This is a genomic window from Curtobacterium sp. Leaf154, assembly GCF_001424595.1.
In the GTDB taxonomy this organism is placed as follows: Bacteria; Actinomycetota; Actinomycetes; order Actinomycetales; family Microbacteriaceae; genus Curtobacterium; species Curtobacterium poinsettiae.
The window spans coordinates 144740-171189 of record NZ_LMOS01000004.1 but is presented as its reverse complement, the minus strand read 5'-3'; the positions used below and the strand labels follow the sequence as shown (position 1 = coordinate 171189).

The 26450-nt window shown below is 73.0% G+C and carries 18 protein-coding genes; 14 read left to right on the top strand and 4 right to left on the bottom strand.

Translation table 11 applies throughout. From position 1 onward, the window contains the following. The first annotated feature begins 350 nt into the window (after positions 1–350). Both ASF75_RS07300 and ASF75_RS07295 read left to right on the top strand, forming a co-directional pair. Positions 351–1619, top strand: a complete 1269-nt coding sequence (locus tag ASF75_RS07300; RefSeq protein WP_056070133.1) for an acyltransferase family protein — start codon at positions 351–353, stop codon at positions 1617–1619. Between the two features lie 57 nt (positions 1620–1676). Then, positions 1677–2870, top strand: coding sequence for an FAD-dependent oxidoreductase (locus tag ASF75_RS07295; RefSeq protein ID WP_056070132.1), 1194 nt, complete (start codon positions 1677–1679; stop codon positions 2868–2870). A gap of 9 nt (positions 2871–2879) precedes the next feature. Here ASF75_RS07295 and ASF75_RS07290 read toward each other — a convergent pair whose 3' ends face one another. The 3 genes from ASF75_RS07290 to ASF75_RS07280 form a co-directional block, all read right to left on the bottom strand. Then, positions 2880–3749, bottom strand: a complete 870-nt coding sequence (locus ASF75_RS07290; protein ID WP_056070126.1) for a UbiA family prenyltransferase — start codon at positions 3747–3749, stop codon at positions 2880–2882. Positions 3750–3791: 42 nt separating this feature from the next. Continuing rightward, positions 3792–5390, bottom strand: coding sequence for a long-chain-fatty-acid--CoA ligase (locus ASF75_RS07285; RefSeq protein ID WP_056070124.1), 1599 nt, complete (start codon positions 5388–5390; stop codon positions 3792–3794). A 120-nt stretch (positions 5391–5510) separates the two neighbouring features. After that, complete coding sequence (locus ASF75_RS07280; RefSeq protein ID WP_082509543.1) at positions 5511–6416, bottom strand: DMT family transporter; 906 nt, start codon at positions 6414–6416, stop codon at positions 5511–5513. Positions 6417–6487: 71 nt separating this feature from the next. On the opposite strand from ASF75_RS07280, the gene ASF75_RS07275 reads away from it, so the two are divergent. From ASF75_RS07275 to ASF75_RS07235, 9 genes are all read left to right on the top strand, one after another. Beyond that, positions 6488–7336, top strand: a complete 849-nt coding sequence (locus tag ASF75_RS07275) for a LysR family transcriptional regulator (RefSeq protein ID WP_056070117.1) — start codon at positions 6488–6490, stop codon at positions 7334–7336. Positions 7337–7434: 98 nt separating this feature from the next. Continuing rightward, on the top strand, positions 7435–8673 hold the full coding sequence (locus tag ASF75_RS07270; protein WP_056070114.1) for a sensor histidine kinase: 1239 nt from the start codon (positions 7435–7437) through the stop codon (positions 8671–8673). Then, positions 8661–9386, top strand: a complete 726-nt coding sequence (locus tag ASF75_RS07265; RefSeq protein ID WP_056070111.1) for a response regulator transcription factor — start codon at positions 8661–8663, stop codon at positions 9384–9386. Before ASF75_RS07270 ends, ASF75_RS07265 begins: the two co-directional genes overlap by 13 nt. Before the next feature lie 53 nt (positions 9387–9439). Beyond that, on the top strand, positions 9440–10252 hold the full coding sequence (locus ASF75_RS07260) for a fructosamine kinase family protein (protein ID WP_056070109.1): 813 nt from the start codon (positions 9440–9442) through the stop codon (positions 10250–10252). A gap of 334 nt (positions 10253–10586) precedes the next feature. After that, positions 10587–12758: an ArnT family glycosyltransferase gene (locus ASF75_RS18240; RefSeq protein WP_268750871.1), complete on the top strand. Its 2172-nt coding sequence runs from the start codon at positions 10587–10589 to the stop codon at positions 12756–12758. 35 nt (positions 12759–12793) lie between these two features. Next, the gene (locus ASF75_RS07250; RefSeq protein ID WP_056070108.1) at positions 12794–13516 is read left to right on the top strand and encodes a response regulator transcription factor; all 723 of its coding nucleotides are present in this window, start codon (positions 12794–12796) and stop codon (positions 13514–13516) included. 86 nt (positions 13517–13602) lie between these two features. Then, on the top strand, positions 13603–15207 hold the full coding sequence (locus ASF75_RS07245; RefSeq protein WP_056070105.1) for a sensor histidine kinase: 1605 nt from the start codon (positions 13603–13605) through the stop codon (positions 15205–15207). Next, positions 15204–15473: a hypothetical protein gene (locus ASF75_RS07240; RefSeq protein WP_017885437.1), complete on the top strand. Its 270-nt coding sequence runs from the start codon at positions 15204–15206 to the stop codon at positions 15471–15473. The genes ASF75_RS07245 and ASF75_RS07240 overlap by 4 nt, the downstream gene beginning before the upstream one ends. A gap of 214 nt (positions 15474–15687) precedes the next feature. After that, the gene (locus tag ASF75_RS07235) at positions 15688–16191 is read left to right on the top strand and encodes a hypothetical protein (protein ID WP_235045642.1); all 504 of its coding nucleotides are present in this window, start codon (positions 15688–15690) and stop codon (positions 16189–16191) included. Positions 16192–16230: 39 nt separating this feature from the next. On the opposite strand, the gene ASF75_RS07230 is transcribed toward ASF75_RS07235, so the two are convergent. Further along, positions 16231–17049: a helix-turn-helix transcriptional regulator gene (locus ASF75_RS07230; RefSeq protein ID WP_031259005.1), complete on the bottom strand. Its 819-nt coding sequence runs from the start codon at positions 17047–17049 to the stop codon at positions 16231–16233. Positions 17050–17171: 122 nt separating this feature from the next. Here ASF75_RS07230 and ASF75_RS07225 point away from each other — a divergent pair, with 122 nt between their 5' ends. From ASF75_RS07225 to ASF75_RS07215, 3 genes are all read left to right on the top strand, one after another. Continuing rightward, the gene (locus ASF75_RS07225; protein WP_235517572.1) at positions 17172–18470 is read left to right on the top strand and encodes a bifunctional glycosyltransferase family 2/GtrA family protein; all 1299 of its coding nucleotides are present in this window, start codon (positions 17172–17174) and stop codon (positions 18468–18470) included. 340 nt (positions 18471–18810) lie between these two features. Next, the gene (locus tag ASF75_RS07220; RefSeq protein WP_056070099.1) at positions 18811–24381 is read left to right on the top strand and encodes a glutamate synthase-related protein; all 5571 of its coding nucleotides are present in this window, start codon (positions 18811–18813) and stop codon (positions 24379–24381) included. Further along, a complete protein-coding gene (locus tag ASF75_RS07215; protein WP_056070095.1) occupies positions 24378–26168 on the top strand; it encodes a sulfite reductase subunit alpha in 1791 nt (596 codons plus the stop codon). The genes ASF75_RS07220 and ASF75_RS07215 overlap by 4 nt, the downstream gene beginning before the upstream one ends. Positions 26169–26450 lie beyond the last annotated feature (282 nt).

Genomic DNA, 26450 nt, shown 5'->3' with positions numbered 1-26450 from the left:
GCGCTCGCGCGCTCGCTTCGTGAGCAGGAACGGTCGGGTCCGCACGTCGGACCCGACCGTTCCTGCTCACGGTGTGCGTGCGGTGGACGCTGGGCGCGACGGTCTGGAGGCGCGGTGCGGGCTGTCCACGGGCCTCCTGGCCGACGCGTGGTGCGCGGGGCTGGCGCCGACGCGGAACGACCATGTCGCCGTCGTACGACAGCGACATGGTCGCTGTGCGCGCAGCGCGATGGTCCGCACGTTCGGCGTCGACACTGACGAGCCTGGTACACCCCGCTCGTTGAGCCTCCTCTTACCCGCGAGAGGCACCCTGGTCGGCGACACGCAACCGAGCAGCGCGGGGAGGGACCATGGCGACGACGACGCTGACACACGCGCCGACGGACGCGCCGACACCGGCGCGACCGCAGCACCGCACGGCCGCCCCGGCACGCGCCGGAACCGGTGCGCCCGAGGCTCCGCCGCCCCCGCCCCCGCTGACGCACCGTGCGCCCGCGCTCGACGGACTCCGGACGCTCGCCATCCTGGTCGTCGTCCTGTACCACCTGCACGTGCCGCAGTTCGAGGGCGGCTTCATCGGGGTCACGGTCTTCTTCGTGCTCTCCGGGTTCCTCATCACGACGCTGCTGCTCGGCGAACGGCGCCGCACCGGGCGGGTGCGCCTCGGGTCGTTCTGGGTGAAGCGGCTGCTGCGCCTGTACCCGGCGCTGCTGGCGCTCGTCGTGGTCGGGCTGCTGCTCTGGAACTGGGTCGGTGACTACAAGGGCGCGTCACTGCACTCCGGTGAAGCGGCGTTCATCGCGCTGACCTACACGGGCAACCTGTTCCGCGCCTTCTGGGACACCTCGCAGGGCGTCTTCGCGCACACGTGGAGCCTGTCGATGGAGGAGCAGTTCTACCTGGTGTGGCCTCCGGTCCTGGTGCTGCTGGCCGCGCTCAGGGTGCGGCGTCGCTGGCTCCTCGCGGGGCTCGGCGTCCTGGTCGTCGGGGCGTCGGCGGTGTCGTGGGCGAGCTACCGGACCCCGAGCGGCGGGACCACGCCCGACGTCTACTTCTCGCCCGTGCTCGGGGTGATGCCGCTCGCGATCGGCTGCGGACTCGCCCTGCTGCTCGACGACGAACGCGTGCGGGTGCGGGTCGCCGGGGTCCTGGGGCACCTGGCGACCTGGGTCGGCCTCGTGCTGCTGGTCGCGGTGCTGCTCGGCATCGGCGACGACTGGACCGAGCACGCGTCGACGTTCGGGATCGTGCTGCCGGCGACCGGACTGGTCTCGGCGGTGGCGATCGGCGGCCTGGTCTCGGTCCGGTCCCCCGTGTCCGCGGCCCTGGGCTGGACGCCGGTGTCGTGGTTCGGCCGCCGGGTGTCGTACTCGGCGTACCTCTGGCACCCGCTGGTGATCGCGCTGCTCGGCACCTTCGCGATCGGCCCCTGGGGCACGGTCGGCCTGGTCGGCGCCGTGGTGATCGTGTCGATCGGTGCTGCGTACGCCGTCGAGGTGCCGGTCGAGCGGTTCCGCGCGCGGGCTCGTGCGGCACGCAGCGCATCCGCGCCGATGCCTGCGCTCGCGCCCGTGCGTGCGCCGTCGAGTGAGCAGAAGACGTCGGGTACGGCGCGCTGACCCGACGTCTTCTGCTCACTGAGTGCCCCGGCGCACGCCGACCGTAGGCTCGCCCCCGTGCACTCGGAACGGACGGACGTCCTCGTCGTCGGCGGCGGACCCGTCGGGCTGTTCGTGGCGGCGCTCCTCGCGGCGCGGGGCGTCGACGTCCGGGTGTGGGAACGCCGCGCGGAGCCGCCGACCGGTTCGCGGGCCATCGGCATCCACCCGCCGTCCCTCGACGCGTTCGCCGCGATCGGCCTGGACACCGCGGTGCTCGCCGAGGCGTCGCTCGTCCGTGCAGGGGTGGCCAGGAGCCGCGGTCGGACCCTCGGCACGCTGCGCTTCGACCGGGCTTCGCCGACCCACCCGTACGTGGCGACCCTCGACCAGCACCGCACCGAGTCCCTGCTCCGCGACCGGCTCCACACCGGTGCGCCAGAGGCCCTGCGTACCGGGACCGCCCTGACCGCCCTGACCCGGCACACCGACCACGTCGATGCCACCGGGACCGGGCCGGACGGCGACGTGGTGACGGTCCGTGCGGCCTTCGTCGTCGGTGCGGACGGCGCTCGGAGCGTCGTCCGTGACCTGCTCGGCATCGGAACGACCGGACGCGAGTACCCGGACCGCTACGTGATGGGCGACTTCGCCGACCCCGAGGCTCCGTCGGCCCGGTCCGCCGCGCTGGTCGACGTGGGCCCGGACGGCGTGGTCGAGTCCTTCCCGCTGCCGGGCGCGCGTCGCCGGTACGTCGCCCTGGTGCCGGACGACGCAGCGTTCGCCGCAGCGGAACGCGGCGCGACGCGCGACCCGGACCCCGCGCTCGTCGCCCGTCTCGCGGCACTCGTCGCGGAGCGCACCGGTGTCGTCCCCGACCCGGCGACCTGCTCGATGACCAGCGGCTTCCGGGTGCGTCGCCGCACGGCCGACCGCGTCGGTGCCGGCCGGGTCGTGCTCGTCGGGGACGCCGCACACGAGATCAGCCCGATCGGCGGGCAGGGCATGAACCTCGGGTGGCTCGACGCCGCCGAGTTGGCGCCGCTGCTCGCCGGAGCGGTCCGCACCGGCACGGCCGGGCCGTGGCCGGGCTACGCCGCCCGCCGCCAGGCAGCCGCCCGTCGTGCGGCTCGCCAGGCCGAGGCGAACATGGCGCTCGGTCGTCCGCTCGGCCCCGTCAGCACGACCGGACGGGAGGCGCTGCTCCGGACCGCCCTGTCGCTGCCGACCGCGCACGGCTTGGCCCGGCTCTACGCGATGCGCTGGGCCTGACGGCTCACGTCAGGCGACGAGTCGCGCGCCCGCGAAGCCGAGCTCGACGACGAGCACGAGCGACGACGCGATGACCAGCCGGAACAGGGTGCGCGACGCCCGTCCCGCGAGCACCAGCCGCACGCCGACGACGGCGAGGACGAGCACCACGACGGCACCGAGGACCGCGAGCACGACCCCGACGCCCCGCACCGGGTCGTCACCGAGCACCTGTCCGCCGAGCACCAGGGCGGCCGCGACGACGAGCGAGGCGAACGCGACGATCCCCGCGCCGCGGAGCCCGAGCCGGTGCGGGAACCCCCGGACACCGGTGGCGGCGTCGTCGACCAGGTCGGGCAGCACGTTGGTGCAGTGGATCGCGATGCCGAAGACGGCCCCCGTCGCGATCGCCCACCACGTCGGCCACTGTCCCTCCGGCCCGGCCGCGACGGACACGACGGGCAACAGCCCGAAGGCGACGATGAACGGCGCCACCGACCACACCGAACGCTTCAGGCCGGCGTCGTAGGCCCAGCCTGCGGCGACCAGCACGAGGTGCGCGATCGCGGCGACCGGTCCGAGGAACGTCGAGAGCACCACGGCGATCCCGGCGCTGGCGTACGCGGCGGTACGGACGGTGCCGACGGCGATGAGGCCGCGGGCCACGGGCTTGTCGCGCCGTCCGACGGCCCGGTCGCGGTCCGCGTCGATCCAGTCGTTCGCCAGCCCGATGGACAGCTGCCCGGCGACGACCGTCAGCGCCACCAGGGCCACGAGCCACACCGGGTGTCCGACGGCGGCGGCGACCACCGCGGCGAGGACGGTCACGGTGACGGTCGGCCCGGGGTGCGACGACGCGAAGAGCAGTCGTGCGGTCGACGGGGCGCTGCTGGCGGTCACCCGGTCAGCGTACGGATCGCTCCTGCGCGGTCGTGGGGCCGGTCACGGGACCGCGGTCACCTCGACGCCGAAGCGGTCGACGAGCTCGCGCTTGAGTACCTTGCCGCTCGGGCCGAGCGGCAGCGCGTCGAGGACGTGCACGACCCGGGGGTACTTGTACGCGGCGATCTCGGCGGCGACGAAGTCGACCAGGACCTGCGGCTCGACGGTCGCGCCGGAGCGCAGGACCACCGCCGCCTCGATCTCCTGCCCGTGCACCGCGTGCGGCACGCCGAACACCGCGGCCATCGCCACGTCGGGGTGGGTGGCGAGCACCTCCTCGACCTGGCGGGGGTACACGTTGTAGCCGTTGCGGATGATCATGTCCTTGGTGCGGTCGACGATCGTCAGGTAGCCGTCGTCGTCCTTCGTCCCCAGGTCGCCGGTGCGGAACCACCCGTCGACGATGGCCTCTGCGGTGTCCTCGGGCCGGTCGAGGTACCCGTTCATCAGGTTGTGGCCGCGGATCACGAGCTCGCCGATCGCACCGTGCGGCAGCATGACGATCGCGTCGCGGACCTCCGGGTCGGCGATCTCGACGTCGACGCCCCACACCGGCGTGCCGATCGTGCCGGGCCGCGGCGGCTGTCCGACGTGGTTGAAGGTGGCGACCGGCGAGGTCTCGGTCAGGCCGTACCCCTCGTGGATCGGGGCGTCGAAGACCTGCTCGAACCGCTCGAGCACCGCCAGCGGCAGCGAGGCACCACCGGAGATCGCGTACCGGAGCGTCGGACGGGCCTCGGACCGGGTCGCGGCGTCGAGCAGCGCCATGTACATCGTCGGGACGCCCATGAAGATGCCGCAGCCGTGCTCGACCATCGCGGCGAGCGCCGAGTCGCCGTCGAACTTCGGCAGCATGACCAGCGTCGCGCCGGTGCGGAACCCGGTGTTCATCGTGCAGGTCTGCCCGAACGTGTGGAACAGCGGCAGCGCGCCGAGCAGGACGTCGCCGCGGTGCATGTCGAACGTGGTCATCAGGTTGGTGTTGACCTGTTCGAGCAGTGCGAAGTGCGACCCCTCGGCGCCCTTGGGCTGGCCGGTGGTGCCGCTCGTGTACAGGATGGTCGCGGTGTCGAACGGGTGCCTGGGGACGTAGGTGTCGAGCGGTTCGCTCTGCGCGGCCAGGGCCTCGAGCCGGTCGGGGCCGGCCGCGGACTGGTCGCCGGTCGGAGCCTGCGCAAGGGCCGGCGCGAGCACGGTCACCACGTCGACCCCGGCCAGCTCGGCGCCGGCAGCACCTTCGCCGAGCAGCGGTGCGGCGCAGACGAGCAACGTGGCCCCGCTGTCGCGCAGGACGTACTCGATCTCGCGGCGCTTCAGCAGGGCGTGCACGGGCACGGCCACCGCGCCGAGGGCGAGTGTGGCGTAGTAGACGCGGGGGAAGTCCGCGACGTTCGGCACGAGCATCGCGACCTTCGACCCCTCGGTGACGCCCCGCGCACGGAGCGCTCCGGCATAGGACAGGGTCTGGGCCCACAGCTCGGCGTAGGTGGTGCGGACGTCGCCGACGATGACGGCGACGTCGTCGGGGTACCGTGCCGCCGACTCGGCGAGGATCGCTGCGACCGATGCGGTCGCGCGGGTGGTGTGGGTGTCGTGCATGCCGGTCTCCGTCGTCGTCGACGACCTCGTCGTCGTCGCAGCCGATCCTACGGCTCGTCCTGCCGCGTCGCGCGTGCCCCGACGACACCCGTCCGGGGCGGTCGCCGCACGGGTGTCCGGTCAGGCAGCGGTCGGCGCGGCGACCTTCCGGCGCACCAGGACCCCGGACGCCAGGGCGATCCCGAGCAGCACGACGAGTCCGCCGACGGGTTCGTTCCACCGCACCCGCTCCCCCAGCACGAGCACCCCGAGCGCCACCCCGACCACCGGCGTCAGGTAGGTGACGGTGGAGGCGCGACCAGCGCCCCACGCCTGCACGAGCCGCGTGTTCCAGGCGTAGGCCAGCCCCGTGCCGACGCAACCGAGCGCGATCATCGCGGCCACGATCCTCCCGTCCAGCTGGACCGGACCGGTCGCGATGACGGGCGCGACCAGCAGCAGCATCCCGGAGGCCAGCGTCAGCTGGACCGTCGCCAGCGTGACCGGGTCGTACGCACTCGCCACGGCCACCCGCCGCAGGTAGGCGAGCCCGATGCCGTAGGACGCGGTCATGCCGAGCAGTGCGACCTGCCCCGGCACGCTCGCCAGGACCTCGGGGTCGGTCAGGACGTCCCACGGGCCGACCAGCACGAGCACCCCGACGATGCCGAGCACGATCCCGAGCACCTGCCGTCCGCGCAGGCGTTCGGACGGCACGAGCACCGCGAGCGCGGCCAGCGTCATGATCGGGGTCGTCGCGTTGTAGATGCTCGCGAGGCCGGACGGCACCGTCTGCTCCGCCCACGCCATCAGTGACGACGGCACCGCGTTGAGGAACACCGCGACGACCGCCAGGTGCGCCCAGGTCCGCGGTTCCCGGGGCCAGCGCCGACGGGTCGCCAGGAGCACCACGACGAGCGTGACCCCACCGAGCACGGTCCGCACGGTGGCGACCTGCTGCGGGGCGAGACCGTCGAGGCCGATCTTCGCGAAGAGGAAGCTCGAGCCCCAGGTCAGTGCGACGAGGACGTAGAGGAGGGCGTTCACGTGGCCTAGTGTCGGACCACCGAGCGACATGCGGCAAACGCATGTCGCTCATGCCCACATGAGGAGGACGCATGACCGTCTCGGTCCAGCAACTGCGCGCGTTCGTCGCCACGCTCGACGCCGGGTCCTTCACCGCCGCGGCCGCCGCCCTGGGCGTCGGCCAGTCTGCGGTGTCGCACGCCGTCGCGGGGCTCGAGCGCGAGGTCGGCGGCTCCGTCGTGCACCGCGGCGCGGTCGCCGCCCCCACCCCGCTCGGCGACCGCCTGCTGGCCCACGCCCGCAGCGTGCTCGCCTCGGTCGAAGCCCTGGAGGCGGTGGTCCGGCCCGGCACGGCGCGCGGCACCGTGCGCCTCGCCGCCGTCCCCACCGTCTGCCAGGGGCTGCTGCCGCGGCTCCGCGAGCTGTGGGCGGTGACCCTGCCGGACGTCGACGTGCAGGTCTACGAGGGGGACGACGACGAGATGCCGGAGTGGCTCGAGGCCGGCACCGTCGACGCCGCCGTGCTCGTCGACCCGTCGCCGGTGCCCGACGGTGGCGTGGTCGTCGCGCGGGACGAGATGGCCGCGGTGATCCGCCGCGACCACCCCCTCGCCGAGCTGCCAGCACTCACCCTCGACGACCTGCACGAGGACGGCCTGGTGGCGGGCGGCGGCGGGTGCGAGTACCAGGTCCAGAAGCTCCACGAACTCGACGGCCGGCCGTTCCGGTACGCCCACCGGGTGCGCGAGATGAGCACGATGTTCGGGATGATCCAGCGGGGCGAGGGCGTGTCGATCGTGCCGACCCTGGGCCGCGGGATGCTGCCGCCGGACCTCGTGATGATCCCGATGGCCCGGCGGCTCGAGCGCACCCTGGTGCTGAGCGGGCCGTCGTCCCGTGCGTGGCACCCCCTGGCGCGGGCGCTGGTCGACGCGGTCTGAGGCGGGCGGGCGGGTCGCCGGTCGAGCGGCTCCGGCGGCTCCGGCGGCTCCGACCTTCGGCGGATCCGCTCGTCGACGCGGCTCCCTAGGCTCGGGGCATGACCTCGACCGCGCTCCCCGCCGTGCCCCTCGGGCAGCGTGTGTGGTCCCAGACGTGGCGCGTGGCCGTCGCGGCGCTGACCGGGCTGTTCACCGCCGGTCTGGTGTGGCCGACGACGGACACCCGCGGCTGGAGCGACCTGCACGTCGGCGCCCTGATCCTCGGGGACATGGGAGCGGGCCTGGTCGCCCTCGTCCTGCTGCCGTTCCGGCACCGGGCACCGCTCGTGGTCACGGTCGTCATCGGTGCCCTCAGCTCGGTGTCGACGCTGGCGGTCGGGTCGGCCGCGATCGCGACGGTCTCGCTCGCCACCCGGCGCCGTGCCGTCGAGATCGCCGTCGTCGGTGCGGTGCTGCTCGGCGCCACCGTGCTCTACGACGTCGTCCTTGCCCCCGACCAATCCGTGCCGTTCTGGCAGATCGTGCTCGCAGGCACCGTCAGCATCGCCCTGCTCGTCGCGATCGGCGTCGGGATCGGGCAGCGCCGGGCGCTCCTGCTCTCCCTGCGCGAGCGCGCGGACCTGCTCGAGCGCGACCAGCAGCTGCGCGAGGACCGCGCCCGCGAGCAGGAACGCGCCCACATCGCCCGCGAGATGCACGACGTCCTGGGCCACCGGCTCTCCCTCGTCGCGCTGCACGCCGGAGCACTCGAGTACCGCGGCCCGGGGCTCACCCCGGACGAGACCGCCGCAGCGGCCGGGGTCGTGCGGGCCGAAGCGCACTCCGCGCTCACCGACCTGCGCGACGTGCTCGGGGTGCTGCGCGACCCGGCCGCGAACGCCGGCGACGAGGTGACCGGCACCGCGCCTCCGCAGCCGACACTCGTCGACCTGCCCGCCCTGCTCGACCAGGCCCGTTCCGGGGGCGCGACCGTCCGGGCGCGCGTCGACTCCGACGCCGCGGCGGTGCCGACTGCCGTCGGGCGACATGCGTACCGCATCGTGCAGGAGACGCTGACGAACGCCCGTCGGCACGCCCCCGGACAGCCCGTCGACGTGGTCGTCGAGACCGTCGGCGGTCCGGCGATCCGGGTGGTGGTGTCGAACACGCTGACCGACGAGCCGGCGCGCACGAACGCCGCCACCGGGCAGGGTGCCGGGCACGCCGCCGGCTCCGTCGCAGGGCACGGTCTGCGCGGGCTCGCCGAACGCGCCCGACTCGTCGGCGGGAGCTTCCGTGCCGGCAGCGACGACGGACGCGTGCACGTGGTCGAGGCGGTGCTGCCGTGGACGCCGTGACCGCTCCCGTCCGGGTCGTCCTGGTCGACGACGACCAGCTCGTCCGCGTCGGGCTCCGCATGCTGCTCAGCGGCGACGACGGTCTGGTGGTCGTGGGCGAAGCGGGCGACGGGCTCGAAGCCGAGGGTGTCATCGCCGCGACCGCGCCCGACGTCGTGCTCATGGACATCCGGATGCCCCGGTGCGACGGACTCGTCGCCACCGAACGCGAACTGCGACGGCGGCCCGACCTGGCCGTCCTGGTGCTGACCACGTTCGAGGGGGACGACCTCGTGCTCGGAGCGCTGCAGGCCGGCGCCCGTGGGTTCCTGCTCAAGGACACCCCGCCGCACGAACTCGTGCAGGCCGTACGGACCGTGGCGTCCGGGCGCTCGATCCTGTCCCCCTCGGTGCTCGACCGGGTGATCGCGTTCGCCGCCGGGCCACGCTCGGGCCCCGCAGCCGGTGGAACGGGCGGCGCCACTGCGGACGGTGCCGAGGAACGTCGACTGCTCGCCCTGCTGACCGAGCGCGAGCGCGAGGTCGCGCTCGCCGTGGCCAACGGGGCGTCGAACGCGCAGATCGCCGCCGACCTGTACGTGGGCCTGGCCACCGTGAAGACGCACGTCGGGCACGTGTACGAGAAGTTCGGCGTCGAGAACCGGGTGCAGCTCGCGCTCGTCGTGCACGCGGCGCGGCGGGGCGGGACGGGGTGGGGACAGCCCACCGGGTGACCGGGTGAGCGTCGTCTGAACGGTCGGCGATGTCCGCTCGGCAGGATGGACCGATGGCCGAGACGCACGTGAAGACGTTCACCACCGCGGACGAAGCGGCAGCCGAGGCCGCAGGGCTCGCCTGCCTCGCCGAGGCCGAGGACGCCGGCGGCACCCGCATCGCCCGCGTGCTCGGGCGCCCGAGTCCGACCGTGCTCGACCTCGAACTGATCTCCGACGGCTCCCCCACCACCGCCCAGGCCGAGCGGTTCGGCCGATCGCTCGCCCACACGCACGCCGCCGGTGCCGACCACTGGGGCGCACCTCCCGCCGGCTGGACCCGAGGAGCGGCGTTGCGGATGGGCCGTTCGCGCACGCCGTTCGTCGCAGCCGAACAGGCACCGGCGACCTGGGGCGAGTTCTTCGCCGAGTACCGGATCCGCGACTTCGTCCGCCGGATCGTCGACGCCGGCGGGTTCGACCACGCCGAGGCCGCCGTGTTCGAGCGGGTCGCGTCGCGGGTACAGGACGGCACCCTCGGTTCACCGCAGCCCGCGCTCGTCGGGGACCGCCCCGCTCGTCTGCACGGTGACCTGTGGGCCGGCAACGTCCTCTGGCCGACGGACTCGTCCGAACCCACCGGCGCCGTGCTCATCGACCCGATCGCGCACGGCGGGCACGCGGAGACCGACCTGGCGCTGCTCGGGCTGTTCGGGCTGCCCCGGCTCGAGACGGTGCTCGCCGCCTACGACCGGGAGTCACGGCTGGCCGACGGCTGGCAGGAGCGCGTCGAGCTCCACCAGCTCGCGCCGTTGCTGCTGCACGTGTTCCTGTTCGGCGGCTCGTACACCGGGGCCGCGCTCCGGGCGGCGCAGCGGTACGCCTGACCCCTCGCACCGTGCGGCCTCGCTCACCCCGTGCGAGGTTGCCCGCCCCGGTGCCAGCGGCGCACCGTGCGGCCTCGCTCACCCCGTGCGAGGTTGCCCACCCGGGTGCCGGCGCCGCACCGTGCACCCTCGCTCACCCCGTGCGAGGTTCCCCGCCCCGTGCAGCGCTACAACCGCGCACCGAGCAGGCGACCCCGCACCGACCGGACGACAGCGCACCGTGCGCCCGCGCCGCCCGCGCTCTCCCCGCCGGCCAACCTCGCACCGTGCGTCCTTAGCTCGCCCACAGCCGGCACAGTGCAGCAGTCGGGGAACGCCCCGGATGCTCATCGACATGACCACCTACCCGGTACCCGTGACCGACCGACGCGACCCCGCGCGCAGTGCCGCGCGGGATCGGCGCCGCCCGCCCCTCGCCCGGCTGTTCCTCGGCGAGCGCGAGGACGCCCGCTGGCTCCGGCCCGCGTTCTGGGCGCTCCTCACCGTGACCGCCGTGGTGTACCTGTGGGACCTCAGCGTCTCCGGGTACGCCAACAGCTTCTACGCCGCCGCCGTGCAGGCCGGCACGAAGTCGTGGGAGGCGTTCTTCTTCGGCTCCCTCGACTCGTCGAACTTCATCACCGTCGACAAACCACCCGCCTCACTCTGGGTGATGGTGCTGTCGGCCCGGCTGTTCGGCTTCTCGAGCACCAGTCTGCTGCTCCCCCAGGCGCTGATGGCCGTTGGCTCCGTCGCCCTGGTCTGGGGCACGGTCCGCCGCACCCTGGCCCGGCTCGGTGCCACCACCGCGAACGTCGGCGCCCTGCTCGCGGGCTTCGTCGTCGCAGCGACCCCGGCAGCGGCCCTGATGTTCCGCTTCGACAACCCGGACGCCCTGCTCGTCCTGCTGATGACCGCCGGGGCGTACTGCACGGTGCGGGCACTCCCGAAGGGCAGCTGGAGGTGGATCGCGCTCGCCGGGGTCGCCCTGGGCTTCGCGTTCCTGACGAAGATGCTGCAGGGCCTGCTCGTCCTGCCCGCCTTCGGCCTCGTGTACCTGTTCGCCGCCCGCACCGGATGGGGCCGGCGGGTGATCGGCCTGGTCGTCGCCGCCGGCTCCCTCGTGGTGGCCGCCGGCTGGTGGGTCGTCGCCGTGTGGCTCTGGCCCGCCGAGTCCCGCCCGTACATCGGCGGCTCGACGAACAACACCGTCCTCGACCTGGTGTTCGGCTACAACGGCCTCGGTCGGATCTTCGGCGGCTCGGGCAACGGTGGCGGAGGCGGTGGCATGACCGGCGGTACCGCGGGTGGCTCCTTCGGTGGCTCGACGGGCCTGAACCGGCTGTTCTCGTCCGAGATGGGGCTCGAGATCTCGTGGCTCCTGCCCGCGGCGCTCATCGCCCTGGTCGTCGGCCTGGTCGTCATCGGCCGCCGGCACCTGGCCGACCCCGCCCGTGCCGGGCTCGTCCTGTGGGGCGGGTGGCTCCTGGTCACCGGCCTGGTGTTCTCGTACATGTCCGGCACGATCCACCCGTACTACACGGTCGCCCTCGCCCCGGCCATCGCCGGACTCGTCGGCACCGGCGGCGCCCTGCTCTGGCACGCACGAGCCCGCTTCCTCGGCCGCCTCGGCCTCGCCGCGATGATCGGCGTCACCGCGTTCTGGGGCTGGTGCCTGCTGAACGAGAACCCGACGTGGCTGCCGTGGCTCCGCTGGGTGATGCTCGCCGGTGGGCTGCTGTCCGCGGCACTGATCGTCATCGGCAGTGTGCCGTCGCTGCGCAGGCTCGTCACGGTCGGCGTCCTCGCCGGCACCCTGTTCGGGCTGTCCGGCACCACCGCCTACGCCCTCGCCACGACGACCGTCGCGCACTCCGGTTCGATCCCGAGCGTCGGTCCGGCGGGCAGCAGCTCCGGTGGGACGGGCGGCGGTGGCACCGGTGGCATGCCGGGAGGCACGGATGGACCGGGTGGACCGGCCTCCGGTTCCGACGACGGCGGCTCCGACGGCACGTCCGACTCCCAGCAGGGTCCCGGCGGGACCCCGCCGGAGGGCGCTTCCGGCGAGGCGCCGGAAGGCACCACCGGGCAGGCACCGGGCGGTACGACGGAGGGATCCGACGGCGCGGGCTCCGAGGCGGGGTCGGGCACGGGCCTCCAGGCCGGGGGTGGTGGCACAGGCGGCGGCACGTCGACCTCGTCGGCGCTGCGGAAGCTGCTCGAGGCATCCGACGCGACGTGGGCGGCCGCGGTGAACGGATCGCAGTCGGCCGCGCAGCTCGAACTCGACACCGACACCGCCGTGATGGCGATCGGCGGCTGGTCGAGCGACCCGGCTCCGACGCTCGCGCAGTTCAAGGCCGCCGTCGCCGACGGCGACATCGGGTACTACGTCTCGTCCGGCTCCGGCGGTGGGATGGGCGGCGGATCCTCGACCGCGTCGGCGATCCAGGAGTGGGTCGCGGCGAACTACGGGTCGACGACGGTCGGCGGCCAGACCGTCTACGACCTGAGCAGCACGGAGTGACCGGCGACGGGGGCGCGGTGGATAGGCTCCGGGACATGCCCGGCCACCCGCTGCAGCGCACCGACGGCTCCCCCGTCCGCGCCCTCGTCGTCGACGACGAGCACGCCCTGGCCGATGCCGTCGCCCTGGCGTTCGCGGGCGACGGCTGGGCCGTGCGGTCCGTGCACCGTGGTCGCGACGTGCTGTTCGCGGCCAGGGAGTTCCAGCCCGACGTCATCGTGCTCGACGTGATGCTGCCCGACATCGACGGGTTCGAGGTGCTCGAACGGCTCCGCGACGCCCGCGACGGCGTACGGGTGCTGTTCCTCACCGCACGCGACGCCCCCGAGGACCGGCTCGCCGGGCTGACCGGCGGCGGCGACGACTACCTGACCAAGCCCTTCGGCATCGAGGAGCTGCTCGTCCGTGCGCGGATCCTGGCGCGCACCTCGGCCAGGGTCGCCGCAGCCGGGGCGAGCACCGGGCTCGTGGTCGGCGACCTGCGGCTCGACGAGGACGCCCGCACGGTCAGCCGCGTCGGGGACCCGATCGAACTCACGCCGACCGAGTACGAACTGCTGCGGCACCTGGCACGGAACGCCAACCGGGTGCTGTCCCGCGAGCAGCTGCTGGCGAGCGTGTGGGGCATGGACTTCGGCACGTCGTCGAACCTGGTGGACATGTACGTGTCGTACCTGCGGAAGAAGCTCGACGTCGGGCGCGAGCCGATGCTGCAGACCGTCCGTGGGGCGGGGTACGTGTTGCGGCCGACGACGTGAGCCGATCGGCGAGGGTGATCCGGGCCTCTCCCCACCGTCACGGCCGACCCCGCGCCGGACGGGTGCCGTCGTTGCGGTGGCGGGTCGTGGCGGCCGTCGCGCTGTTGCTCGTGGCGACGAACGTCGTCGTGGGGGCGGTGACCGTCGTCGCGTTCCGGGGGTACCTGGTCGACCGGCTGGACGCGGAACTGTCGACGGCCGCGAACCGGACCGTCGGCGGACGGGACGGCGCGGACGCGCCCACCGGACCGCCGCCCGGGTCGTCGTCCTCGTCGTCGGATCGTCCGGATCCCGACAACGCCTTCATCGGTGCACCCGGGCAGTCCGCCGGCACGGTCGTGGCGATCGTGCGGGACGGCACCGTCGTGCTCGGCGGGTACACCGACAGCGACGGAGGCCAGCACGGGCTGGCGTCGGCGCAACGGAAGACGCTCACCGCGGTCGACATCGGCGCGGACCCCGCGACGATCGACCTCGGACCCCTCGGCGCCTACCGGGTGCAGGCGGTCGGGCACGACGGCGACGTGTTCGTCACGGCCCTGCCGCTCGGCGACCTGAACGCCGCGATCGCGCGCCTGCTGCTCGTGATCGGGATCGTCACGGTGCTCGGCCTGGTGGTCGCCGCCTGGGCACTCGCGCTGCTCGTGCGACGGTCCCTGCGACCGCTCGAGCGCGTCGCGTCCGTGGCCTCGGACGTCACGGCACTCGACCTGGAGCGCGGCGACACGGACATCCCCGTGCGGGTCGCCGACGCCGACCTGACAGCCAACCGCGAGGTCGGCCAGGTCGGCACCGCACTGAACCGCCTGCTCGGCCACGTCGCCCGGGCCCTGACGGTCCGACGCGACGCCGAGGCGGGCATGCGCACCTTCGTCGCCGACGCGTCGCACGAACTCCGCACGCCGATCGCGACCGTGCGCGCCTACGCCGAGCTGACCGCGGGCTCGTCGGACCTCGACGCCATCCACCGGAACGTCGACCGGATCGGGCAGGAGGCCCTCCGGATGGGCGAGCTCGTCGACGAGCTGCTGCTGCTCGCGCGGCTCGACGCCTCGGCCCTCGGCACCGCGCCACCGATCGTGCCCGAGCCCGTCGACCTCACCTCGCTCGTCGTCGAGGCCACGATGGACGCCCGCGCCACCGCGCCGGAGCACCGGTGGACGCTGCAGGTCGTCGACGACCACCCGCTCGTGGTGCCCGGGGACACCGCACGACTGCGCCGCGTGGTGACGAACCTGCTCGCGAACGCGCGGACGCACACACCCGTCGGCACGACCGTGGTGGTGTCGTTGCAGGCGTTGGACGGCGTCGACGAGGGCCACGGGGCCGGTGGCTCCGTGGCGCGCTTCGTCGTGGCGAACGACGGGCCGCCGATCCCCACGGAGACCCTGCCCACCCTGTTCGACCGCTTCACCAGGGGCGAGGCCTCGCGGACGCGTTCGCCGGGGCAGGGGACGAGTGGCCTCGGGCTCGCGATCGTCCGAGCGGTGGTCCTGGCGCACGGCGGCAGCGTCCGGGTCTCGTCGGAGCCGGGGCGGACGGCGTTCACGGTGGACCTGCCTGCCGCTGCCGTCGGCGTGGGCGTGGGCGTGGGCGTGGGCACGGGCACGGGCACGGGCACGGGCACGGGCACGGGGCCGGGCACGGGGTCGCATACTGGTCGGAGAACGTCGGACGAGGAGGCCCCGTGACGAACGCGTACGACAAGCTGCCCGGCCGTCCGGACCCCGCCGACCTGGTGGTCGAGGTCCCGGCGTTCGAGGACGACCGGCCCCAACCCGAGCCCGCACCGCCCGCCGCGGCGCCGGAGCTCGTGGCCGCGACCGAGTTCGCACGGTCATCGCACGCAGCCCCCACGATCCGCCGGACGCAGATGCGGGCGGGCGTGTGGATCGCGGGCGTCCCGATCGCAGCGCTCGTGGTCGTCGCGATCGTGCAGATCCTGCTGCCCCGCTGAACCGCTCGTCAGGCGCTCGGACGCGTGCTCACGCGCCCGCGACACCTCACGCACCACTGGCCGCGTGCGGTGTCGTTGAGCACGAAAGTCGTGCGCGGTCCGGATCGTCAGACGATCGACCAACGTCGAACCCGATCGCGTGCATCCGTGGCGGAGCGCCCGCAGGCTGGGTCTTGTCCGAGCAAGACGACCCGAACGGGTCACCACTGCAGAGATGGGAAACACGATCATGAACTCGTTCAAGCGCAAGTCCGTGAAGCTCCTCGCCGGCACCGCCCTCGGTGGCGCCGTCATCGCCGGGGCGTTCGTCGCAGCCCCTGCGCAGGCCGCCGAGCCCGCGCCCAGCACCTCGTCGTCCGTCGGGGGCAGCGTCAACGTCAACCTCGACCCGGTCGCGATCGTCAACGCGATCAAGGACGCCGTCAACGACCAGAGCGACCGCGGCGGTGCCGTGCAGGCGGCACTCGACGTCGGGTACTGGAACGCCGGCAACCCCGACCGCCTCACCGTCGCGGTGGTCAACAAGAACCAGGACATCACCGTCGAGGGCGACGTCGCCGATGCCCAGTCGATCGACATCAAGGGCGGCAACTACGTCATCTACTGGTTCAAGGGCCCCGGCAAGGTCACCAACAACGGTGACGGCGGCTGGCTGAACTGGGGTGTGTTCGGCAACATCGAGCGCATCGACAACGTCATCCACGTCAACGGCGGCTGACTCCGGCTCCGGCGGACGACGCCCCCTGGGACCCCGGTCTCAGGGGGCGTCGTCGTGCGCTGGCGGTGCTTCGATCCCCAACGGCCGGGTCCCCGCCGCCAGGCCGAGCTGGCGCCGCGACCGGATCCAGCCCCGGACGAAGGCGACCGACACCAGCGCCGTCCGGTTCGGCGCCTTCCACGACTTCATGAGCCGCCCGAGGTGCCAGGCGACGGCCTGCCGGCTGTAGGCGGTCTCCTTGGCGATGGCGTCGTTCGAGAGCCCGCTGGCGGCGAGCGCGAGCATCCGTTCCTCGGTCTCGTCCAGGCCGGGCGCGGACGCCACCAGGTCGATGTCGTCGGTGCCGAGCGGTGCCGCGGCGTCCTCTGACGGACCGCCACGCTGCTGCGCCCAAGCCTCGGCCCAGCAGGAGCCGAGCTCGTGCGCCACGAGCGACGCCCGGCTCATCGCGAGCATCGTCCGCCCCGCGTGGTCGATCGTCGTCGCGTGCTCGCGGGTGGCCGTGTGCATGACGAGCGCGAAGACGCGGATGGCGGGCAGGGCGCCGCGGAGCACGACCGACACGTCGACGTGCGGATCACCGGCACTGGCGGCGGCGACCTCGCGCAGCCGGACGAGGCAGTCGGGGTCGAGCGGCTCACCGTGCTCGACCGCCCGCAGCGCTGCAGGGAGCACGAGCGGGACGATCTGCTCGTAGCGCCGCCGGAGCCAGTCGTGTCCGTCCGGACGGATGCCGTGCAACGGTGGCGCGAGCAGCAGCTCGGTGAACTCGGGGCACCGCTCGTCGAGCGCCAGACCCAGCCGCTCCCCCGGGAGCAGCACGGCCGTCCGTCGTGCGTCGTCGCGCTCGGTCGTCATCGTGCGTCGAACGTATCCGGACAACAGGTGTCGTGTCCGCTGCGTTCACGTGGTGTTCGTTCTTACCCCGGACACAGGGCCCTGCTTCGGCCCCCGTAGCCGGGCTCCCGAGCATGAGCGGCATGACGGAGACCGACCAGCCCCTCGACATCGACATCGTCGTCCCCTGCTACGACGAGCAGGACACACTCGCCGCCCACGTGCGGCGGCTGCACACGTTCTGCCGGACGTCGTTGCACCACTCGTGGCGCATCACGATCGCGGACAACGCCTCGACCGATGACACCGCCCGGATCGCCGACGACCTCGCGGCGATGCTCCCCGGCGTGCACGCGGTCCACCTGCCCGAGAAGGGCCGGGGTCGTGCGCTCAAGGCCGTGTGGGCCGCGTCCCCGGCGACGGTGCTCGTGTACGTCGACGAGGACCTGTCGACGGATCTGGCGGCCCTCGAGCCGCTCGTCGCGCCGCTGCTCTCCGGGCACTCGGACCTGGCGATCGGGACGCGGCTGGCGGATTCGTCGCGGGTGGTGCGGGGCAGCAAGCGCGAGTTCATCTCCCGCTCGTACAACCTGTTGCTCCGGTCCACGATGGGGGTGTCGTTCTCCGACGCGCAGTGCGGCTTCAAGGCCGTCACCAAGCGCGCGGCCGACCACCTGCTGCCGCTCTGCGAGGACGACGCGTGGTTCTTCGACACCGAGATGCTGGTGCTGGCCGAGCACGCCGGACTGCGCATCCACGAGGTCCCGGTGGACTGGGTCGACGACGTCAACTCGTCGGTGCACATCGCGTCGACCGCGACCGCGGACCTGAAGGGCATGTGGCGCGTCTCGCGGGGCATCGCCACGGGTCGGGTTCCCATCGGCGCCGTGTACGAGGCGATCGGCCGCCGCCCCTTCACCCCACCGCACGTCGGGTTCCTCGGGCAGCTGCTGCGGTTCGGGGCGATCGGGGTGCTCTCCACGGTGGCGTTCGCCGTGCTCTACGCGCTGTTCCGGCCGGCGATCGGAGCGCAGACCGCGGACTTCCTGGCCCTGCTGCTGACGGCGATCGGCAACACCGCCCTCAACCGGCGGTTCACGTTCGGCGTGCGGGGCCGCGCCGGAGCCGGGCGACACCACGTGCAGGGGCTGGTGGTCTTCGGCGTCGCCTGGGCGATCACGTCGGGGTCGCTCGTGGTGCTGCACAGCACGACGCCGGGAGCCTCGCACGGCACGGAGATCCTCGTGCTGACGGCCGCGAACCTGTTCGCGACGTGCGTGCGCTTCGTGCTCTTCAAGGCGTGGGTGTTCCGCACCGGCCGCCGTCACCCGGAGCTCGTCGGCCCCGGGACGACCCCCGGGACGACCCCGGCCGCCGACGCGAGCACGGCGGTCACGGAGCCGATCGCGGTGAGCGACCGAACCGGTGAGCGAGCAGCCTGACACCGTGCCGGGTTACCCACCCGGTGCGAGGTTGCACGGCGCCCGCGGCACGCCGCACCGTGCGGCGTCGGCCATCCCGTGCGAGGTTGCACGCTCCGTGCAGCGCTACGAACTCGCACCGAGCGTGCAACCTCGCACCAGCCGAACAGACCCACACGGTGCGACCCCGTCACACGCCCGGACCACCCGTGTTGCACGGTCGGTATACCAAGCCGTAGCATCGCCCTACCGCACCACCACCCCACAGGGCCCGACTGCCACCATCGGTCTGCCCGCGGCGAGCGCTCCATCGATGCAGCCCGCGCCGTCCGCTGCCGGCAACGCCCCACTGGACCCGCACGTGAACCCCACACCCTTCGGTCTCTACGACCCTGCCCGCGAATCGAGCGATTGCGGCGTCGGTTTCATCACCCGTCTCGACGGGACGCCGAGCCACGACGTCATCCGCAAGGGCGACGAAGCGCTGTGCTCCATCCCGCACCGCGGCGGCAAGTCCGCCGAGGGTGTCGGTGACGGCGCGGGCGTCAGCATCGACCTGTCGGTGGAGTTCTTCAGCGCCATCACGGGCGAGCAGCTGCGCGCCGGGCACTTCGGCGTCGCGAACTGCTTCGTGCCGAGTGGCACCGGAGCGGACGGCGCCGACGAGCGCACCCGGGCCCAGCAGACGGTCTCGGACGCCATCGCGGCCGAGGGCTTCGAGCTGCTGCTGGTCCGTGACGTCCCGGTGGACCACTCGGTCGCGCGTCCCGAGGCCGAGCAGTACCAGCTGCCGATCGTGCAGTGGGTCTTCCGTGCGCCGTCCGACTGGGACCGCACCGAGGTCGACGCCGCCGCGAACCGTGCCCTGCTCGCCATCGAGGCCGTGTCCTACGCTCAGGCCGCCGCCGAGCGTGCCGAGCACGCCGCCCTGTACCCGCTGTCACTCAGCGCCCGGACCCAGATCCTGAAGGGCCGGCTGAACTCCGGCGAGGTGATCGGGTACTTCACCGACCTGCGTGACCCCCGGCATTCGGTGCGGACGCTGTACTTCCACACCCGGTTCTCGACGAACACCGAGCCGCACCCGACGATGGCGCAGCCGTTCCGCCTGATGGCGCACAACGGCGAGCTGAACACCGACCGGAAGAACCGGCTGTCGGACGAGGCGCTCGCGCGTGCCCGCACCCGGAGCATCGTGCGTCCGCCCGGGCAGTCGGACTCGAGCCGGCTCGACCAGACCCTGCAGAGCCGTGTGTTCGACGACGGGCTCGAGATCGTCGAGGCCGTCGTCTCGCTCATGCCCCCGGCGTGGGAGAACGACCGCACCCTGACCCCCGACGTCCGGGACATGCTCGAGTACTTCTCGCTGTACGAGGAGAAGAACGACGGCCCCGCGGCCGTGATCTTCAGCGACGGCGACGTCGTCGGTGCCCGGTTGGACCGTCTGGGCCTGCGCCCGCTGCGCACCGTCGAGACGGCCGAGTACCTGATGGTGTCGTCCGAGGCGGGCCAGGTCGAGTTCGCCGCCGACGAGGTCGTGCACCGCGGCCGCATCGAGGCCGGCGGCATGCTCGTCGTCGACCACCGCACCGGATCCCGCATGCGCACCGGCGAGGTGCTGCGCATGCTCGCGGCCCGCCGTGACTACGGCACCCTGCTCGACGCGGCCCGTGTGAACCTGGACGACCTGCCCGCGCCGGCCTACGAGCGCACCAGGAACACCCTGGGCTACGACGGCGACCTGTCGCTCGCGGGCCGGTACGTCGCGTACTCGCTGAACCAGGAGAGCTTCCGGTTCATGCTCGACCCGATGCTGCAGAACGGGTCGGAGCGCATCTCGGCGATGGGCTACGGCAACGCGATCAACGCCCTGAGCGACACCGAGGGCGGCATGGCGAAGTACTTCTCGCAGCGCTTCGCCCAGGTGACGAACCCGCCGCTCGACTCGATCCGCGAAGCCGACGGCATGTCGATGCGCGTCGCACTCGGCGCCAAGCCGGACGGCACCGGCACAACGGGCCGGCAGCTCGTCGTGCAGTCGCCGATCCTGGGGCACCTGGACATGGTGCGGCTGCGTGACCAGGACATCGTGCCGCTCGAGCGCTTCGACATGCTCTACGTGCCGGTGCCCGCCGACGAGCAGGCGAACGCCGACGCGATGCGCGGCGCACTGGACGCCCTGTGCGACGCGATCGAGGCGTTCGCGTCGCGTGGTGGTGGGATCGCGGTCGTGACCGACCGCGAGGTGTCGTCGACCCATGCGCCCCTCCCCGTGATCCTGGCCGTGGCGGCCGTCAACCAGCGACTCATCGAGACCGGTCTGCGCCTGCGGGTGTCCGTCGTCGCGGAGAGCGGTCAGCTGCCATCGTCACACCACGTCGCGACCGCGCTCGGCTTCGGTGCCGCCGCTGTGTACAGCTTGAGCGCACGGCTGCGTGCGGAGGAGAAGTACCCCGCCGCGCCCGCACCCGCCGGTGAGCTGACCGCGACCGACCTGGCACTCAAGCAGTTCCGCAAGGCCGCCGAGAAGGCCCTGGCGAAGACCATGGGCCGCGTCGGCCTGTGCACCGCCGAGAGCTACATCGGCGGCGAGTTCTTCGAGCCGAACTACCTCGACACCGGCGACGACGTGCTCGCACGGGTCTTCCCGCACATGCAGGCCCCGGTCGGCGGCGTCGGCTTCGTGCGCATCGCCCAGGCGGCGACGGACTGGCACGAGCGTGCCCGTTCGGTGGCGTCCGAGGGTCAGGTCCCGCTCCTCGGCCTGTTCAAGGAACGCTCCGACGGCGCCGGCCACTCGTTCGGCGTCGCGAGCGTCCGCGGGTTCGGCGGCATGACCGAGGAGCGCCCGGCCTTCGAGCGCTCCGGCGACTCGGACGCGCTGCGGCTGCTCACGCTCCGCCAGCTCGACGACTCGTTCGGCATCACCGACGCCGCGTACCGGAACACCGGGTACGACCGCCTCAGCGAGGCCGAGATCGACGCGCACCGCATCACGCCGGGCTACGTCACGTTCCTGCAGACCACGCACGACGAGCGGTCCCGCCGCCCCGCCGCGCTCCGCGACGTGCTCGCCCTGCCCGCGGACGTCACGGGCATCGACACGGCCGAGGACTTCGCGCGCGAGCTCGGTCGTTTCTCGACGAGCGGCAACGCCAGCGTCACCGTGCGCGGGCTCTCCGGCTCGCGTCCGTCGGACGACCAGGACCTGCCTGGAGGAACGGAGCGGTTCCGCCTGGAGCTCACGTCGACGGGGACCACGGGTGCACTGCGCCACACAGCCCTGGCAGACGGCCTCGCGTTGCTCCACCCGGGGCAGATCGACGTCGACGCCGTCGACGACACCCAGGTGACGCTCCGCGCCACCGGTGCGGCCGTCGCGCTGCTCGCGCTGCTGCAGAGCGCCCCGGCGAGCGTCGAGCTCGACGAGGTGCAGCCGGCCCACGAGATCACCCGGACCCTGGCGTCCGGCGCGATGAGCCACGGCGCGCTCGTCGCCACCGCCCACGAGGCCGTCGCGCACGGCACGAACATGGTCGGCGGCATGTCGAACAGCGGTGAGGGCGGCGAGCACCACTCCCGCTACGGCACCATCCGCGGCTCGCGCATCAAGCAGTTCGCCTCGGGCCGGTTCGGCATCTGGGCCGGCTACCTCGCCGACCCCATGCTCGAGGAGCTCGAGATCAAGATCGGCCAGGGTGCGAAGCCCGGCGAGGGTGGCCAGCTGCCCGCACCCAAGGTCACGGTGGACATCGCCGCGGCCCGTGGGGGCACGCCCGGCGTCGAGCTGATCTCGCCGCCGCCGCACCACGACACGTACTCGATCGAGGACCTCGCGCAGCTCATCCACGACTGCAAGGCCGCCCGCGTCCGGGTGATCGTGAAGCTCGTCTCGTCCGAGGGCATCGGCACCATCGCGGTCGGTGTCGCGAAGGCCGGCGCCGACGTGATCAACGTCGCGGGCAACACCGGCGGCACCGGGGCCGCGGCCGTCACGAGCCTGAAGTACGCCGGCCGCTCCGCGGAGATCGGCGTGGCCGAGGTGCACCAGGCCCTGGTCGCGAACGGCCTGCGCCAGAAGGTCACGCTCCGCTGCTCGGGTGCGCACCAGACCGGCAGCGACGTCGTCACCAGCGCCCTGCTCGGCGGTGACAGCTTCGAGTTCGGCACGACCGCGCTCATGATGCTCGGCTGCGTGATGGCGAAGAACTGCAACGTGAAGTGCCCGGCGGGCCTGACCACGAACGCCGAGGCGTTCGAGGGCGACCCCCGCGCGCTCGCGCAGTACCTGCTCAACATCGCCCACGACGTGCGGCAGATCCTGGCCCGGCTCGGCCTGCGCTCCCTGCGCGAGGCCCGCGGCCGGACCGACCTGCTGCAGCTCCTCGACCACCCGGCGAGCGTGGGCCGGCTCGACGCCCGCGCCCTGCTCGCCCAGGTGCCCGAGAAGGTCGTCACCGACCCGGAGTACCTGGAGAAGGACTTCCACACCGACGACGCCCTGTTCGAGCGCGTCCGCACCGCCCTCATCGACCACGCGCAGGAGCACGTGCTCGTGCACGGCGTCCTGCTCGGCAACAGCGACAAGTCGGTCGGCGGCCAGCTCGGCATCGACCTCGAGCGCCTGCTCAACCACGAGCTCCGCGCCGAGGACGTACAGGGCCTGCCCGCCGTGACGACGGACGACCGCGGACGCCGCCGGCTGGTGGACGGCGCGGTCACGATCCGCACGCAGGGATCAGCCGGGCAGTCCTACGGCGTCTTCAACAACGACGGCGTCGTGCTCGAGCACACCGGCACCGCGAACGACGGCGTCGGCAAGAGCCAGAGCGGCGGACGGATCATCGTCCGTGCCCCCGGTGGCGGCAGTGCCGAACAGGGCGGCAACGTGCTGGTCGGCAACTTCGCGCTCTTCGGGGCCACCGGCGGCCGCACCTTCGTCGAGGGCGAGGCCGGCGACCGGTTCGCCGTCCGCAACTCCGGCGCGACCGCCGTCGTCGAGGGCCTCGGCGACTTCGGCTGCGAGTACATGACCGGCGGTGCCGTGTTCAACCTCGGCGCGTTCGGCAAGGGCCTCGGCAACGGCATGTCCGGCGGGTTCCTGTACCAGTACGACCCGTCCGGCCAGGTCGCCGAGCGTGCCAGCACCGACTCGCTCCTGGTGTTCCCCGTCACCGACACCGGGCGCGGTGCGTTCCACGAGGCCGCCGCCCGCCTGCTGCTCGAGTGGCACCTCGAGGCGACCGGTTCGGCCCTGGCCGAGCGGCTGCTCGCCGAGTGGGACACCGCGCGCGCGCACGTGTTCGTCGGCATGCCCCGCGCCCTGCTGCTCACGCAGGACGCCGGCGAGATCCTGGCGGCGGCGACCCGGCCGGAGCTCCTCGACGAGCTCGCGACCTCGATCGCCACCGACAAGCTCCGCGCGTTCAAGCTCGACTACCGCGACCAGCGCACGGTGCTCGACGGCCGTGCCCCGGCGCTCGGCGACCAGGGCGAGGACATGTTCTCGCTGCTGTCGTCGTACACCGTGCTCGGGGTCGCCCAGGACGTCGCCCTCGAGCGCGTCCCCGGCGCGTTCGTTGCCGCCGACCCGCGGGTCGCCGAGGCCGTCAAGAACCTCGTGCTCACCGAGGACTTCTCCGTCAAGCAGCGCGTCGTGAAGTACCTGCGCGGCACGCTCGACCGGTTCGCCGACGACCAGCTCGCGACCCTGATCGCGATCAAGCGGCTCGACGACTACAAGCGCGCGCTCACCCAGCGGAACAACCGCAGCATGGACGCGCCGGGCACCGCGGGGTGGATCATGCACCAGAACGCCCAGAACGACGGCCGCGTCCGCGAGGCACGCTTCGACGAGCTGCTCGCGACCGCGGCGCTCGAGGACATCGCGCGCCGTGCACCGCAGGCGCCGACCGAGGCGGTGACCGCTTGAGCCTGCTCCCCCCGACCGGGTCGCTGATCCCCGTCGACGCACCGTTCTCCGCCGCCCAGGAGTCCTGGCTCGCCGGGTTCATCGCGGGCATCGCCGCCGCCGGCAAGAAGGTCGCGGCCAGCGCGCCCACGACGACGATCGACGTGCTCTTCGGCACCCAGACCGGCAACGCCGAGTTCCTGGCCGACGAGCTCGTCGCCGGCGCAAGGGCCCGCGGGCTCGGTGGCCGTTCCAGCGCGCTCGACGCCGTCACGCCCGAGCAGCTCGCCGAGATGTCGCACGTGCTCGTCGTCACCTCGACCTACGGCGAGGGCGAGATGCCCGACAACGCCGGCCTGTTCTGGGACGCGATCCAGGCCAGCACGGTGCCGCGGCTCGAGGGGCTGCAGTACGCCGTCCTCGGGCTCGGTGACACGAGCTACGACGAGTTCTGCCAGGCCGGCAAGCTCCTCGACACCCGCTTCGAGCAGCTCGGCGCGACGCGGGTCCACGACCGCGTGGACTGCGACGTCGACTTCGAGGACGCGGCCGCACTGTGGACCGCTGCGGTCCTCGACCGCCTGGCCGCCGAGACCGGCGCGACGGCTGCACCCGACGCTGCCACTGGCGGTGGCACCGGCGACGGTGCAGCCGCGACCGGCGGGGCGGGCGCGAGCCGTGCCTCCCGGCCGGGGTCGCAGTGGAACAAGCGCAACCCGTACCCGTCGCGCCTGGTCGAGAACCGGCTGCTCTCCTCGCCGCGCAGCGCGAAGGAGATCCGGCACTACGAGTTCGACCTCGGCGACTCGGGGATCGAGTACGCGGCCGGTGACGCCCTGGCGGTGGTGCCGGTGAACGACGAGGTCTTCGTGGCGGACCTGCTCGAGCAGGTCGGCGCGAACGGCGGCGAGGCGTTCGACGGCCGGCCGATCAGCGAGGTCCTGCGGACCGACCGCGAGATCCGGACGCCCTCGAAGGACCTCATCGCTGACCTGGTGCAGCGCGCGCCGTCGAGCGAGCTCGCAGCCGTCGTGGCGCACGGCGACAAGCACGAGCTGGACCGCTGGCTGTGGGGACGTGACGTCCTCGACCTGCTCCGCGACGCCGGGTCGGCTGCCCCCGGACTCGACGAGCTGCTGCCGAACCTCCGGCCGCTGCAGGCGCGCCAGTACTCGATCTCGTCGAGCCCGCTGGCGCACCCGGATCGCATCCACCTGACCATCGCGTCGGTGCGCTACGGCGACCCGCACCGGATGTACGCCGGCGTCGCGTCGACGTTCCTGGCCGACCGGGTCGACCCGGACGGCACCGTCGACGTGTACCTGCAGCCGAACGCGTCGTTCGGGGTACCGGCGGACGAGTCGGCGCCGATGATCATGATCGGACCGGGCACCGGGGTCGCGCCGTTCCGCGGGTTCCTGCACGAGCGTGCGGTGTCCGGTGCGACCGGGCGCAACTGGCTGTTCTTCGGCGACCAGCACCGGGACACCGACTTCGTGTACCAGGACGAGCTCGCCGAGCTGCAGGAACAGGGCGTGCTGGACCGCCTCGACCTGGCGTTCTCGCGCGACCAGGCCGAGAAGGTCTACGTGCAGACCCGGATGCTCGAACGGTCGGCGGAGCTGTTCGCCTGGCTCGAGGACGGCGGCCACGTGTACGTGTGCGGCGACGCCTCACGCATGGCGAAGGACGTCGAGGCCGCGCTGCTGCAGGTCATCCGCACCGGCCGCGGGCGCGACGAGGACGACGCGCAGGCGTACCTGGCCGACATGCGTCGCGCGAAGCGGTACGTGCGCGACGTCTACTGAGGCGAGCGGAGAGACCGCCCCGGCCACGGAACCCGAATCCGATGGCCGGGGCGATCCCGGAGGAGCGCCGGTCGGTCGAGACCGATCGGCGAGCCCAGCACCGTGACGCGGCGGTCCCGGCGCACGGCGCCGGTCGCATGAGCGGCGAATCCCCTGATCCGGGACTCACCTCGCTCGCTCGCCCAGAGCACCGATGGTTGGTCGGTGCCGGACTCGCAGTGCGTCACGGTCAATTCGGGTCCCCCTCCTGCCGCGGGACAGGTCAACACCGGATCCCTGGAT

Excerpts from the sequence above, each read along its gene's own strand:
- ASF75_RS07300 (WP_056070133.1), top strand. The coding sequence starts at position 351 with ATGGCGACGACGACGCTGACACACGCGCCGACGGACGCGCCGACACCG.
- ASF75_RS07285 (WP_056070124.1), bottom strand. The coding sequence starts at position 5,390 with ATGCACGACACCCACACCACCCGCGCGACCGCATCGGTCGCAGCGATC.
- ASF75_RS07275 (WP_056070117.1), top strand. The coding sequence starts at position 6,488 with ATGACCGTCTCGGTCCAGCAACTGCGCGCGTTCGTCGCCACGCTCGAC.
- ASF75_RS07270 (WP_056070114.1), top strand. The coding sequence starts at position 7,435 with ATGACCTCGACCGCGCTCCCCGCCGTGCCCCTCGGGCAGCGTGTGTGG.
- ASF75_RS07260 (WP_056070109.1), top strand. The coding sequence starts at position 9,440 with ATGGCCGAGACGCACGTGAAGACGTTCACCACCGCGGACGAAGCGGCA.
- ASF75_RS18240 (WP_268750871.1), top strand. The coding sequence starts at position 10,587 with ATGACCACCTACCCGGTACCCGTGACCGACCGACGCGACCCCGCGCGC.
- ASF75_RS07250 (WP_056070108.1), top strand. The coding sequence starts at position 12,794 with ATGCCCGGCCACCCGCTGCAGCGCACCGACGGCTCCCCCGTCCGCGCC.
- ASF75_RS07235 (WP_235045642.1), top strand. The coding sequence starts at position 15,688 with ATGGGAAACACGATCATGAACTCGTTCAAGCGCAAGTCCGTGAAGCTC.
- ASF75_RS07230 (WP_031259005.1), bottom strand. The coding sequence starts at position 17,049 with ATGACGACCGAGCGCGACGACGCACGACGGACGGCCGTGCTGCTCCCG.
- ASF75_RS07225 (WP_235517572.1), top strand. The coding sequence starts at position 17,172 with ATGACGGAGACCGACCAGCCCCTCGACATCGACATCGTCGTCCCCTGC.